This is a genomic window from Candidatus Thioglobus sp., assembly GCA_028228555.1.
Taxonomy (GTDB): Bacteria; Pseudomonadota; Gammaproteobacteria; order PS1; family Pseudothioglobaceae; genus Thioglobus_A.
The window spans coordinates 47,212-60,046 of record JAOJBP010000006.1 but is presented as its reverse complement, the minus strand read 5'-3'; the positions used below and the strand labels follow the sequence as shown (position 1 = coordinate 60,046).

The following is a 12,835-nucleotide window of genomic DNA, read 5'->3' as shown; positions in this document are numbered from 1 at the left end:
AAATGGTCCAATTTAAAGTATCAAGAATGATAGTTGTGTCATAGATAAGCATAGGATGACGACAGTCGTTAATCTTTTTCTCATAGGTAGATACCAAGAAGGAAATTTTACTAATTTTTCTACAGCCCGATCATACATGATCAGGGCAATAAAACCGATTATTAAAAGGATGATTGCATAATCTTCAGACATTAGAAGAGACACCCATGCAATTAGTGCAGGAATAACACTAACAATAAAATATTGAGAATTGCCTTGCTTAGGGCTAGACATAGCGATACCCCAATGAATTGCACCCATAAAAGATAATATTACGGCTGCATAAGTGACTAGAATATAGGGGCTATTAGATACGATTGGTAATTGCACCCAACTACCAATCGTAAATACAATAAACGGAATTAGACCGGAATAACCAAGTTTTTTTGCCACTTGTTCATTACCAAACAATGGCTTTATTCTCCCAGTCAATAAAAGATAATTTACCATCTATATCTTGTTGGTTCATAATTTTTACAAGATGCTCTGCGACAAACTCAGGTGTAAATAATTTTTCTTTTTTTACTGAACCTTGAAAGGGCTTAGTTAATTCTGTATCGGTAGTACCAGGATGAAAGGAGATAAGTTTTACATTTTTAGCTCGCCTGGCATATTCGATAGCAGCAGTTTTTAAAAGCATATTTAGCGCCGCTTTTGATGCGCGATAGCTATACCACCCACCAGAACGGTTATCTCCGATACTTCCAATCCTTGCGTTAAATACTGTAATAATACAATTATTTTTGGATTTAACCAGTTCAATAAGTGACTTTAACCAGAGAATAGGAACGACACTATTAATTGTGAAAACCTCCAAAAGGCTACTAATATTTAGCTCTTCTATGCGTTTTTCTGGCCAAATAGAGTCATTATGTAAAACACCATTGCAAATACAAATACGGCTTATTGTTCCTAACTGGTTTTTCTCCATTAGTAGCTTGATCATCTCACAGGCTTTGAAAATTGATGCTTCGCTATAATCGCATTGTATATTGTGAACAGATGAAGAGAGTATTTTTGCTTTGCTAGAAGTTTGATTTCTACTAATAGCAATAACTTGACCAATAGCACTATCTTTTTGCCACTGCTCAATCATTGCGCCGCCGATACTACTTCCAGCACCAATAACAATAGCTACGGAGTTATTCATTGTAAAACCTTATATCGGCTAAACATAGGTCTGCTTGGAATTCACGCCCTATTGCAACCAGACCAATGCGTTTAATTTTGCCCTGAGAGAATTCATGAAAAGTTTTATATTTATCTAACTCTTTAAAAGGAATACGATATTTTTTCCAGTCACTTTCTGCTTTAAAACTAGAGCGATATGACTGCCATGGAAACCATAATTCATCTGTTCTAAAGTGTATGTTGTAAATTTCACTATTGCCGGCAACTTCTATTTCAACACCAGAATAGTCTGAAGCGTCAAAAGTGTTGTTTTTAGACAAGGGTAGTGCTATCTGAACAAATCCTCCATTATTTTCTGTTGTTACATTTCCACGCATACGCAAACAATTCTTATCTTTGTATACATCTAAAGATAATTGTCCTTGAGAAAGTCCACCCATAATGGCATCCGTTACCAATTGCCATTTAGTTCCAAGGGTAGAAGTTAGATTATTATTATTTCGGTTGTCTATAACGGCAAGGTTCATGTCTTTAGCGATTGCATTACTGTTTATCCAACTAGCGAGAATTATGATACTCAGTAGAAGTCTCTTTATCAATTTAGATAGTTGAAGACTTCGGGTAAATATTTGTAATATCATAAATAATAGTTTTATTTTGCAAGTTAGTGTTATCTATCTAAATTTAGTTATCCATGTACTTATTATATGGATATTTTTATTTTTGTCTAGGACAAATAGTATTATAATTCGCTCAATTGTTAATATAAGTCATAGTTAATTTATGAGTTTTAAGTTTTTACCTATTGGTACCGTTGAGCGTGATAGTGGAATAGCCCGTGATACATTACGTATCTGGGAACGCCGTTACGGCTTTCCGAAACCAATTCGTAATGATAAGGGTGAGCGTATTTATTCTGAAGGTCAGTTACGCCGCCTTCAATGTATTCGTCGCTTACTTGATCAAGGTTTTCGACCTGGAAAGGTTGTAGCCTTAAATGATACTGCTCTTGAGTTATTGGAGGCAAATCTCTATCCATCTTCATCAATCAGTGATTCAATAGAGGGTTTGTTGAATATCTTGCAAACTAGCGATGCTAATGCACTGGAAGAAGCGCTATCTAAAGTTTATCAGCAACAAGATATGCAAACTTTTATTACACAGACTATTACGCCATTATTACAGACCGTTGGTGAGCGCTGGGCAAAAGGGCAATTACAAATTTTTGAAGAAAAAATGCTATCTGAAGTGTTAACACGCTTTCTTAATAATAAGATTTCATCATCACAGAAAATTTCAACTAAGCCTTGTGTTTTGCTTGCAACCTTACCTGGTGAAGAGCATACGCTTGGCTTGTTAATGCTCTCTGCCTTGCTATCAGATCGTGGTGTTAATGTCATCAATCTTGGTGGAGAAGTACCAATGGACCAAATTATTTTGGCGGTTGATAGACTCAATGTTGATATATTAGGAATAACATTCAGTGGTGCTTATCAGTATAAAAATATTCATAATCATTTAGTTGAATTGCGCGACTCTATTCCCAAAAATGTAGTTTTATGGACTGGAGGTGAGGGTGTAAAACGTATACGTAACTTACCATCTGGTATTAACAAGTTTACTTCTTTCGATCAAATGCCGTTTTAAGCGGATGATTTTAACCAACCAAGAGGCATAAATGAAAATTATTATATTAGCGGCAGTTTTGTTATTCAATTTACAAGTGAATGCAAAAGTATGTTCGGAGTTGCTTGATTTAAATGTCAAAACTTTAAATAAAAATGAGCAGGTTAATCTGTGTAAAGAATACCAAGGAAAGGTTCTGCTTGTAGTTAATACAGCTAGCAGATGTGCTTATACAGAGCAATACGATTCACTTGAGAAGCTTTATACACAATACAAGGAAAGTGGGTTATTAGTGTTAGGCTTTCCATCAAATGATTTTGGATACCAGGAGCCTGGTAATGAAAAAGAAATTAAGACTTTTTGTGAGATGACTTATGGTGTTGATTTCCCAATGTTTAGTAAGACGCGAGTAACTGAGCAAAATGCTGATCCATTGTATAAAAAACTGGCGGAGGTTTCAGGTGCTTATCCACAATGGAATTTTCATAAGTACTTGATAGATAGCGATGGTCAGTTTGTTAAGAGTTACAGAAGCTCAATCGATCCGATGGATGAGCAAGTTATTAGTGAAATTAAGAAGGAGCTAAAAAAAGTAAAGCTTTAACTCTTTACTTCAAATTAAATATGTCATATAACAAGACAAAAACAGATCCATCTCTTGGTTTAGAAATACATAAGCATCTTGTCAAGCAGGGCGTTGAGACACCTATTGAAGAAATGGACCTTTCAAGAACTGAGAAAATCGATAGCATTGAGTCTGATTTCAAAAACATAATGAAAACATTAGGTCTAGATTTAACAGATGATAGTTTAATCGACACACCTAAAAGGGTTGCAAAGATGTATGTTGATGAAATATTTTGGGGTTTAGACTATAAGGCATTTCCAAAATGCACAGCGGTATTGAATAAAATGAAGTACGATGAAATGGTTGTGGAGCGTGGCATTAATGCACAATCTAATTGTGAGCATCATTTTGTTGTAATTGATGGGCTTGCTACTGTTGGTTATATTCCACATGAAAAGGTACTAGGGTTATCGAAAATGAATCGTATAGTGGAATACTTTTGTAAAAGACCACAAATTCAGGAGCGTCTTACAGAACAAATTTGGCATACACTTTCTTATATATTGCAAACAGAACATATTGCAGTTTTAATAGATGCGCAGCATTTTTGTGTCAAGTCTCGCGGAGTTGAAGATATTGGTTCTAGCACTGTAACAAGCAAACTAGGCGGCTCATTTAAAAAAGATCCAATAACACGTAATGAATTTATGTCACTTGCTCGAATAGAATGCAAATGAAATGAAGTTAATTTTGATTAAATCTTATTCAAAATTTATTTTTATAGCTTCTTTCATAATATTTACTAGCGCTTGCACCTTTAAATTTACCTACAATAATCTTGGATATATCATCCCATCTTATGTTGAAGGCATGGTGTCGCTGGATGGTATTTTAGAAAAGCGTGTAGATCAACAAACTCTGAGTCTCATAACCTGGCATCGTGACACCCAACTCATACAATATGCTAACTTATTAAGAGGGCTTAAGCGCGACTTTGGCTCTCATCTAACCAAAGAGCAAGTCTCTCATTCTATTGAAACTATAGAGACTTTTTGGCAGCTATTAGTTAAAAAATTAAATGAAGAGATGGTAACTTTATTGCCATTACTTAATAATACTCAGCTTGAGGAATTGTTTGTAAATATTGATAAAAAGAATGATAAATTTTATAAGGAAAATGTTGAGCTAGATAAGTATGAGATTACTGAAGAAAATAAAGAGAGATTGCTAGATAATTTTGAAAACTGGTTAGGAGATTTAACTAAACAGCAAAAAAATGAGATACAAAGATCTGCAACTACAATTTATAGCAGTGCATATCTGAGGCTACAACTAAGAAAGTATTGGCAGGAAAATATCCAAGAGATTTTAAAAGCTGAAGATACTATTGAAGTTAAATCAGACAATCTAAATATCTTTTTTAATCAGTTTAATGTCAAGCGAATTAATACATTAGCCGATATACGTAATAAAAATATACAGGCAATAGGTTTGCTGACTGTAAAGTTAATACATATTGCTACACCGGATCAAAAACAGCATTTCAACAACAAGGCAGATGACTATATTCAGATTTTTACGGAGCTAAAAGAAAATCGATGAGCGGAAAACTGACTGATATTTAATTCCAGTCAGTTTTCCAAATTGATGAGTCTTTGAGGTCTCGCCAGTCGATTTCATAACTATTTTTATTGATTACCGCTTCAAGATTACAGCTAATAATTTTATCATTATCATCACGCAATAGCTTAGTGACAATAAAGTGAAGCTCTTTGTTTTTTGGATTTAACGCAGTCCATTTGGTGAGTAATAGTTTTTCTGGATTGAGCCGATTACTCGATTTAGCATTATCATTAATCATTTTCGTTTACGTATTAAAAAAGCCCTCATTTGAGGGCTTTATTATAGCAATGTTAAATTATTATTTACAGAGCTTTGATTTGTGCATTAATACGAGCTTTCTTTCTAGCAGCTTGGTTCTTATGCATAAGACCTTTACTGACTGATTGATCAATCATTTTTTGCATAGCAGCAAAACCACCCTGTGCTTCTTCCTTATTGCCAGCATCTAATGCGTAAGATACTTTCTTGATGAAAGTACGAACTTTAGCACGAATTTGAGAATTGTGCTTATTGCGTTTAGTTGCTTGTCTTGCGCGTTTTTTAGAACCTGCTGAATTAGCCATCGTGTTATATAATAGTTAAATATTTAAAGGCGTAATTATAAAGTCTTAGTGAGCAAAAGTCTAGTGAAATTGAAAATTAAATTACTGGGACTGTGCCAGGTTTTCTGATGGGCCACCAGGTTTTTCTATTGCCTCTATTGCCTTTAATATTTTGCGTTTATAAATGAATAAATGCCAGGTCTTTCCACCTTGGGATTTCCAAAGAGATGCTGCTCGTATTCCAGATAAAAGCAATGCTCGAATATGATTAGCAGTGCGATTGTTAGATAAATATAGCTGCTCACCTTTAACCATAATTCTTGGATTTAACCCACCTAAGGTAGATTTGTATAGCTCACCTAGGCGTGCAATTGAGTTAGCATGAGTGATTTCAAAGAATGTTTGTTTATTAAAGGTATTAATCTCAGTTGTAATTGTATCTAATAAACCTGGATTTTTCATTAATTTCTTCTCAAGATTGATGAGTGATAAAGCGTAAAAAGTAATAGTTTGTATAGACTTAGTCTTTTGACTAAGTACAGCTTTTAAAGTTGACATACCAACAGATAGCTCAGCTTTAGAGTCAAAGATATCAATTACATTTGAACTTGTATTAACAATACTGCTTAAGCTTGCACTAGAGCATTCACTATGACAAATACCCTTTGAAGCGAGTTGATCAACGAGTGCAGCACTTTGTAAGATTCCCGCTAAGGCTAAGGTTTGGTTTTCTAATTTATTCATTGCTTCTTTTCTCAATAATTCCGCCACCTAAACAGATATCTTCTTGATAAAAAACAATAGATTGCCCTGGCGTGATTGCTCTTTGTGGATTTTTAAAAATAACTTTAATTGAATTGCCATCCTTAACAACATTGCATTCTTGTGAGTCTTGTCGGTATCGAATTTTTGCCATACAATTAAAAGGTACCTCTGGTTGAATATCGATCCAATGTAAATTCGAAGTGGTAAGGGTGTTGTGATACAAAAGCTTGTGGTCACCTTGGACTACCAAAATTTCATTAGAGTCAATACGTTTATCGGCTACAAACCAAGGCGCAGGTGAATCGCTAAAGCCACCCCCAATTTCCAGACCTTTTCTTTGGCCAATAGTATAAAAAGCCAAGCCCTGATGATGTTTGATAAACTTTCCCTGCTCATCAACAATATTTCCTTGTCGTTTAGGTAGATAAGTTTGTAAAAATTCAGAAAAATTACGCTCCCCAATAAAACAAATGCCAGTTGAGTCTTTTTTATCAGCAGTAATTAAGCCATGTTTTCTAGCTAATTCACGAACTTCAGTTTTACTAATCGCACCCAATGGAAATAAACTTTTACTTAGTTGCTTTTGATTTAAAAGATGCAAGAAGTAACTCTGATCTTTATTATCATCCAGTCCTGTTTTTAACTGGTAGCTGTCATTTTCATGAGTAATTCTGGCGTAGTGTCCAGTAGCTATCTTATCAGCACCTAGTGATAGGGCATGCTCAAGAAAAACTTTAAATTTTATTTTTTGATTGCACAGAACATCAGGATTGGGCGTTCGACCTTTTTTATGCTCTTGTAAAAAATGCTCAAAAACATCATCCCAATAATCAGCTGAAAAATTAATACTATGAAGTTTAACACCTAGTTTGTTAGCTACTTTTTGTGCATCTGATAAGTCTTGCTCAGCAGTACAATGACCATCTTTGTCATCTTCATCCCAGTTTTTCATAAACAAGGCTTCTACCTCATAGCCTTGCTCTAATAGCATTTGCGTTGCAACAGATGAGTCAACACCACCCGATAGACCAACAATAATTTTTTCAGGCTTATTCAAAGATTTCGTAAGCCTGAACAATACGCTGTACTAATTTGTGTCGAACTACATCTCTTGAGTGAAAATGACAAAAAGAAATTCTAGGTTCGCTTTCTAAAACCTTCATAGCATGAAGTAAGCCTGATTGATTAGGTCGAGCAAGATCAATTTGAGTAACGTCGCCTGTAATAACCATTTTGGAGCCAAAACCCATACGAGTTAAAAACATCTTCATTTGTTCGGTTGTGGTATTTTGAGCTTCATCTAAAATGATAAAGGCTTCGTTTAGCGTGCGTCCGCGCATAAAGGCCAAAGGCGCCACTTCAATAGTATTTTTATCCAAAAGCTTATTAACCTTATCAAAGCCAATCATTTCATACAAAGCGTCGTAAATTGGACGTAAGTAAGGATCAATTTTTTCGGTTAGATCTCCAGGTAAAAAACCAAGTTTTTCACCTGCTTCAACAGCAGGACGAACCAATACGATGCGTCTTACATCTGAACATTCAAGTGCTTCAACCGCGCGTGCAACCGCCAGATAAGTTTTTCCTGTGCCTGCAGGTCCAATGCCAAAAGTGCAATCTTTCTCCTTAATGGCTTTAACGTAATGTTGTTGATTTTTTGAACGCACATGAATAAATTTTCGCTTAGTTTTAATGTTAACCGATTCACTGGATATATCGTCATCAGTGTAGGCTTTAATGCTCATTTCTACGTCATGTACACCAATAGATTGAGTTTTACTGAGCATACTTAAATCTTGCAAAATTCGAGCAGCTAAGTGTTTGTTATCGCCATGAATAACAAACTCTCCGCCTTTGTTGTTAATTTCAACATCAAGACTTTTTGCAATGGTTTGTATGTTTCGATCAAACGAGCCGCAAACATCAGCCAGTTGTTCAGAATTATCAATTTCTAGAGTAATATGCATAAAATATATTTTAGCATTTTTGCTGGCAACAATAAAAACAGTTGTCTTATTAGAATTTAAAAATACGTTATGATAAAATGATTTATATACATAGCAAGGGAAATAGATAAATATGCGTTTAATGATGGGCAATAAATCCCTATACGCTATTCATATGACAATATTAGTCATGCTATTTCAGCTATTATCTCCAGCAGCTTCAGCGTTAATTTCAGAGTCACAGGGAAATGGAAAGTTTGCTGTTGTTTGCACAATACAAGGCTATCAGCAAGTTTGGATTGGGGACGATAATACGCCACAACACGCCGATAATTTAAATTGCCCAATTTGTTTATTGGCTTTGAGCTCGCTAGATGTTATAAGCCCAAATACTGAGAGCGTTAATAAAAGGTTTGATGAGGGTGTAATTGACACTTCAGCGATTCAAAAAAATACCCAGTTAAGCGATTTATTTCAATCTTTTGCCATTCGCGCACCACCTTTTTTTAGCTAATAGAAATTTTTACAATCCTACTGATGATTGATAGTGGGATAAATACTATACAGTTAAAAGGATAAAACCATGTTAAACAATATTATAAAAATACTATTTATGTTAGTAGCATTCGTCAGTATAACAACGACAAATGCCGCATCTCACGCACAACAAAACAATCATGTAAATCATCAAATCACCATTACAGACCCCTGGATTCGTTCAGCACCTATTAATGCACCTGCGTTAGGCTTGTTTATGAGTATTAGTAATAATACTGATCAGGAGCTTAGGCTGATTTCTGCCGATGCTAAGGGCTATAAGCGCATTGAGCTGCACAGAACAATTGATAGCCATGGTGTTATGAAAATGGTTAAACAGGCATTTATGCCAATCCTTGCACAAGGTGAGCTACACTTAAAACCTGGTAGCTGGCATATTATGTTAATTGGGCCAGAGAAAGTGCCAAGTGAGGATGAGCAGGTTAGCGTGAATCTTAAGTTTGATAATGGCAGTACTCATACAATTAAAGCTTCAGTTAGAAAAGGTAGAATGATGATGAAACATCATTCGATGCATTAAATGAGCGCCAAGTTTTTTATGGTTATTGGCGCGGCTATCTTGTTGATTGCTGCAGTACTTTATTCTTTAAATGGTAGCAAGGATTATAGAAGTTTAAATGCTAAATTAGCCTCAGCACAAATCATGTATAACCCACAAAGGCCATTATCTACATTCTCTTTGAGTGATCATAATGGCGATGTGTTTAATAACAACAGTCTTATGGGTGATTGGTCGTTGGTATTGTTTATCTATACTCATTGTCCAGATGTCTGCCCAACAGAGCTGGCCAATATGGCCATGTTGAAAGCTCAGCTTGAAAATAAGCGCTCAGGTATTATTCCTAAAGTCGTTGCCATTACATTTGACCCTCTAAGAGATACACCCAAGGTGTTAAAAACCTATGTTTCTCATTTTGATAAAGCCTTTATCGGTGTATCGGGCGATACCCAACAAATTGATCAATTGGTTAAGGATTTAGGTGCGTATTACGAGCGCGTGGTTTATGATGAAGCGGGCAAGCCAAGAACGCTTAAAAAGCATGAGCCATTACCTAAGGATGCGATAGATAAGGGCTATGTGATTAATCATACGGCTAGAGTCTATTTAATGAGTCCTGATGGGCAAGTTTTAGCCGGCTTTCCAACACCACATAAGGCGAGTGACATGGCTAATGATATCGAATTATTAATCAAAGCTTTTGAAGAATAAAAATACCCTTCTGGCCGTTTTGGCAAGTTTGCTTATTGTTGGTGGTTATCTATATCAATGGATTGGTGAACGCTCTGTTACCCATGATATTCAAGTGGCAAAGTGTCAAATATCAAAATCAATCTGCATGGTAAGCTTAGATAATGATAAAAGCATTGAGTTTAGTATTACACCACGAGGCATTCCTACCACTCAAGCTCTATCACTAAGTGTATTAACGCACGGCTTGGATGCAGATGAAATATCGGTTAGTTTTGAAGGCATTGAGATTGATCATCATTTGCCTTCTTACCTGCTCAATAAAATAGATGATGAAAAGTATACGGGAAAGGGTTTTTTATCACTATGTATGCTTGATACTATGCATTGGTTGGCGCATGTTAGGATTCAAGAAGGGCAAACTATTTGGCGTATTTCATTCCCATTCGAGACGCACAAGGCTAACTAACAAGCTTACCTACTAAAGAATTGCCGCGAGCAGCGGTGATCTTAACATTAACAATTTGACCAATAAGCGATTCATCGCCTGCAAAATGTGTATTTCGCATATTTTCGGTGCGACCGAACATACCATCACTTTTTTTAGCCTTGTTTTCTACTAATATTTTTTGCACACTACCAACCATAGATTTAGAAATAACTTCGGTTGACTCATCAATAGTTTTTTGCACGCGTGCTAGTCGATCTTTTTTTACCTGCATATCAACATCATCAACGAAGCTACCTGCAGGCGTTCCAGGTCTAGCAGAATAGATAAAGCTAAAAGATTTGTCAAAACCAATATCGTTGATGAGCGTCATGGTGTCTTCAAAGTCTTGATCATTTTCACCTGGAAAGCCAATAATGAAATCGCTAGAAATGGAAATATCAGGCCGAATTTTTCGTAATTTTCGAATTTTCGATTTGTATTCAATAGCCATATGGCCACGCTTCATCAATCCTAAAATTTTGTCAGAACCACTTTGAATAGGTAGATGTAGATGTGAAACCAGCTCAGGCACTTCGGCGTAAGCTTCAATAAGAGAATCTGAAAACTCAACTGGATGGGAAGTGGTGTAACGAATACGATCAATGCCGTCAATTTGTGCGACAATATTAATCAAAAATGCCAAATCAGCCAATTCTCCATCATCCATTAATCCCTGATAAGCATTAACATTTTGACCCAATAAATTAACCTCACGAACACCTTGTTTGGACAGTATTTCTACTTCCTTAATGACGTCATTAAAGGGACGAGAAACCTCTTCTCCGCGCGTATAAGGAACCACGCAAAAGGTACAATACTTACTACAACCTTCCATGATAGAAACAAATGCACTAACACCATCTGACTTAGGCTCGGGTAGGTGATCAAATTTTTCAATTTCCGGAAAAGAGATGTCGATACTGGTTTTTTTGTCACCCAATACCTCATTAAGCATTGTTGGTAGGCGATGCAAAGTCTGAGGGCCAAAGATAATATCAACATAAGGCGCTCGTTTAAGGATTAACTCTCCTTCTTGTGAAGCAACACAACCACCCACACCAATCACTAAATTAGGATTACTAACTTTGAGTTTTCTCCAGCGACCTAATTGATGAAATAATTTTTCTTGAGCTTTTTCACGGATAGAGCAAGTATTAAGTAGCAATACATCTGCATCTTCTGCTTTATCGGTTAATTCTAAATTGTGTGAGTGTTTCAGCACGTTAACCATTTGGTCTGAGTCGTACTCATTCATTTGGCATCCGAAGGTGCGAATGTGTAATTTGTTCATAATAAAATTTTACTACTAAGGTGCAGAGCTATTCTGGACATGCAATGTTTGCGTTGGGAAGGCGATCTCAGCATTATGAGATTCAATAATACTTGCCACAGTCAGTAAGATTTCTTGCTTAATTTTTTGGTATTCATCTTTACTGGTTGTGTTGGTAAAGGCGTAGATATTAAAATCAATAGAGGAAGCGTTGAAATAATTAAAAAACACACGTAGAGACTGAGTTTGACTAATGCTTTTATGCGCTTTAAGCATACTTTCAACTTCTGCAACAATCAGTGGCATTTGCTTGATATCATCATAGCGAATACCAACCACTTCATTGATTCGACGATTAGTCATACGCGAAGGAGTTTCAATAGGGATTGAGGCAAAAATTGAGTTAGGAATATAGACTGGATTTAGGCTAAAAGTGCGAATACGTGTCATGCGCCAGCCAATTTTTTCAACGGTACCTTCAAATTGCGTGGAGCGAATCCAGTCGCCTGTAGAAAAAGGCTTATCCATTTGAATCATAAGTCCTCCAAAAATATTGCTTAGCATATCCTTGGCAGCAAAACCCATCACAATACCACCAACACCACCAAATGTTAGTAAGCTTGAAATTGAAAAACCTAAAAATTGAGCAATGCCTAATAAAATAGCGGTAACAATTAAAATTTTGATCAATCTTGAAAACAATCTCACTGAGTCGTTATCGACATTATTATCTTCTTCAACTAGGTAAGTCTCGATGCCAGAAATCATGCGAACCACACCCCAGGTAACAATAAAGATTGGCGTGATATTAATATATCCAATCACTGAAGTTAGTACCTCGATTTGCCCTTCGAAAGCCACAATAGAAAAGTAGAGCCAACCAAACCAAATTAAGGTTTTTAAAGGAGTAGAAACTGACTTAACCAGATGATCATCAAGCTGGTTTTTGGTTTTACTTGTGTGCTTACCGACCTGTTTTAAAATGAAGCCAAGAGCCACATGTGCAATCATCGCTACAATAAGTAAAATACCAATAACTTGATTGGGCGACATATTTTGTAAGTAATCATTCATAATTAATATTTTAG

Annotated in this window: 18 protein-coding genes; 8 read left to right on the top strand and 10 right to left on the bottom strand. The window is 35.9% G+C overall.

The features are described from left to right. Window positions 1-12: 12 nt before the first annotated feature. Genes N9Y32_04500 through N9Y32_04490 form a run of 3 tightly spaced genes read right to left on the bottom strand, consistent with a single transcriptional unit; the run spans window position 13 to window position 1,697 of the window. On the bottom strand, window positions 13-489 hold the full coding sequence (locus tag N9Y32_04500; GenBank protein MDB2590273.1) for a DUF3429 domain-containing protein: 477 nt from the start codon (window positions 487-489) through the stop codon (window positions 13-15). Further along, the gene (locus N9Y32_04495) at window positions 440-1,189 is read right to left on the bottom strand and encodes an SDR family NAD(P)-dependent oxidoreductase (protein ID MDB2590272.1); all 750 of its coding nucleotides are present in this window, start codon (window positions 1,187-1,189) and stop codon (window positions 440-442) included. The genes N9Y32_04500 and N9Y32_04495 overlap by 50 nt, the downstream gene beginning before the upstream one ends. Then, the gene (locus N9Y32_04490; protein MDB2590271.1) at window positions 1,182-1,697 is read right to left on the bottom strand and encodes a CIA30 family protein; all 516 of its coding nucleotides are present in this window, start codon (window positions 1,695-1,697) and stop codon (window positions 1,182-1,184) included. Before N9Y32_04490 ends, N9Y32_04495 begins: the two co-directional genes overlap by 8 nt. A 256-nt stretch (window positions 1,698-1,953) precedes the next feature. Between N9Y32_04490 and N9Y32_04485 the strand changes: the two genes are divergently transcribed. From N9Y32_04485 to N9Y32_04470, 4 genes are read left to right on the top strand one after another with little or no spacing between them, the layout of a single operon-like run. Beyond that, window positions 1,954-2,817, top strand: a complete 864-nt coding sequence (locus N9Y32_04485; GenBank protein MDB2590270.1) for a MerR family transcriptional regulator — start codon at window positions 1,954-1,956, stop codon at window positions 2,815-2,817. A gap of 31 nt (window positions 2,818-2,848) precedes the next feature. Next, on the top strand, window positions 2,849-3,400 hold the full coding sequence (locus tag N9Y32_04480) for a glutathione peroxidase (protein ID MDB2590269.1): 552 nt from the start codon (window positions 2,849-2,851) through the stop codon (window positions 3,398-3,400). A gap of 20 nt (window positions 3,401-3,420) precedes the next feature. Next, on the top strand, window positions 3,421-4,101 hold the full coding sequence (gene folE, locus N9Y32_04475) for a GTP cyclohydrolase I FolE (protein ID MDB2590268.1): 681 nt from the start codon (window positions 3,421-3,423) through the stop codon (window positions 4,099-4,101). 1 nt (window position 4,102) lies between these two features. Further along, the gene (locus N9Y32_04470; GenBank protein ID MDB2590267.1) at window positions 4,103-4,966 is read left to right on the top strand and encodes a DUF6279 family lipoprotein; all 864 of its coding nucleotides are present in this window, start codon (window positions 4,103-4,105) and stop codon (window positions 4,964-4,966) included. Window positions 4,967-4,985: 19 nt separating this feature from the next. On the opposite strand, the gene N9Y32_04465 is transcribed toward N9Y32_04470, so the two are convergent. From N9Y32_04465 to N9Y32_04445, 5 genes are all read right to left on the bottom strand, one after another. Then, the gene (locus tag N9Y32_04465) at window positions 4,986-5,225 is read right to left on the bottom strand and encodes a TIGR02450 family Trp-rich protein (protein MDB2590266.1); all 240 of its coding nucleotides are present in this window, start codon (window positions 5,223-5,225) and stop codon (window positions 4,986-4,988) included. Between the two features lie 64 nt (window positions 5,226-5,289). Further along, window positions 5,290-5,550 (bottom strand): 30S ribosomal protein S20, encoded by a 261-nt coding sequence (rpsT, locus tag N9Y32_04460; protein MDB2590265.1) that lies wholly within the window; start codon window positions 5,548-5,550, stop codon window positions 5,290-5,292. Between the two features lie 81 nt (window positions 5,551-5,631). Next, window positions 5,632-6,273 (bottom strand): high frequency lysogenization protein HflD, encoded by a 642-nt coding sequence (gene hflD / locus N9Y32_04455; GenBank protein ID MDB2590264.1) that lies wholly within the window; start codon window positions 6,271-6,273, stop codon window positions 5,632-5,634. Then, entirely contained in the window at window positions 6,266-7,351 is a 1,086-nt protein-coding gene (mnmA, locus tag N9Y32_04450) for a tRNA 2-thiouridine(34) synthase MnmA (GenBank protein MDB2590263.1), read from the bottom strand. The genes hflD and mnmA overlap by 8 nt, the downstream gene beginning before the upstream one ends. Beyond that, window positions 7,344-8,261 carry a PhoH family protein gene (locus N9Y32_04445; protein ID MDB2590262.1) on the bottom strand — a complete coding sequence of 306 codons (918 nt, stop codon included), beginning with the start codon at window positions 8,259-8,261 and terminating at the stop codon, window positions 7,344-7,346. Before N9Y32_04445 ends, mnmA begins: the two co-directional genes overlap by 8 nt. 154 nt (window positions 8,262-8,415) lie before the next feature. Between N9Y32_04445 and N9Y32_04440 the strand changes: the two genes are divergently transcribed. From N9Y32_04440 to N9Y32_04425, 4 genes are all read left to right on the top strand, one after another. Next, entirely contained in the window at window positions 8,416-8,754 is a 339-nt protein-coding gene (locus tag N9Y32_04440; protein MDB2590261.1) for a hypothetical protein, read from the top strand. A 69-nt stretch (window positions 8,755-8,823) separates the two neighbouring features. After that, window positions 8,824-9,318 carry a copper chaperone PCu(A)C gene (locus tag N9Y32_04435; GenBank protein ID MDB2590260.1) on the top strand — a complete coding sequence of 165 codons (495 nt, stop codon included), beginning with the start codon at window positions 8,824-8,826 and terminating at the stop codon, window positions 9,316-9,318. Continuing rightward, window positions 9,319-10,008 (top strand): SCO family protein, encoded by a 690-nt coding sequence (locus tag N9Y32_04430; GenBank protein ID MDB2590259.1) that lies wholly within the window; start codon window positions 9,319-9,321, stop codon window positions 10,006-10,008. Beyond that, the gene (locus N9Y32_04425) at window positions 9,998-10,456 is read left to right on the top strand and encodes a hypothetical protein (protein ID MDB2590258.1); all 459 of its coding nucleotides are present in this window, start codon (window positions 9,998-10,000) and stop codon (window positions 10,454-10,456) included. The genes N9Y32_04430 and N9Y32_04425 overlap by 11 nt, the downstream gene beginning before the upstream one ends. Here N9Y32_04425 and miaB read toward each other — a convergent pair. Together miaB and N9Y32_04415 are read right to left on the bottom strand one after the other, a co-directional pair. Further along, window positions 10,449-11,768: a tRNA (N6-isopentenyl adenosine(37)-C2)-methylthiotransferase MiaB gene (gene miaB, locus N9Y32_04420; GenBank protein MDB2590257.1), complete on the bottom strand. Its 1,320-nt coding sequence runs from the start codon at window positions 11,766-11,768 to the stop codon at window positions 10,449-10,451. The genes N9Y32_04425 and miaB overlap by 8 nt on opposite strands. Window positions 11,769-11,783: 15 nt before the next feature. Continuing rightward, window positions 11,784-12,821 carry a mechanosensitive ion channel family protein gene (locus tag N9Y32_04415; protein ID MDB2590256.1) on the bottom strand — a complete coding sequence of 346 codons (1,038 nt, stop codon included), beginning with the start codon at window positions 12,819-12,821 and terminating at the stop codon, window positions 11,784-11,786. Window positions 12,822-12,835 lie beyond the last annotated feature (14 nt).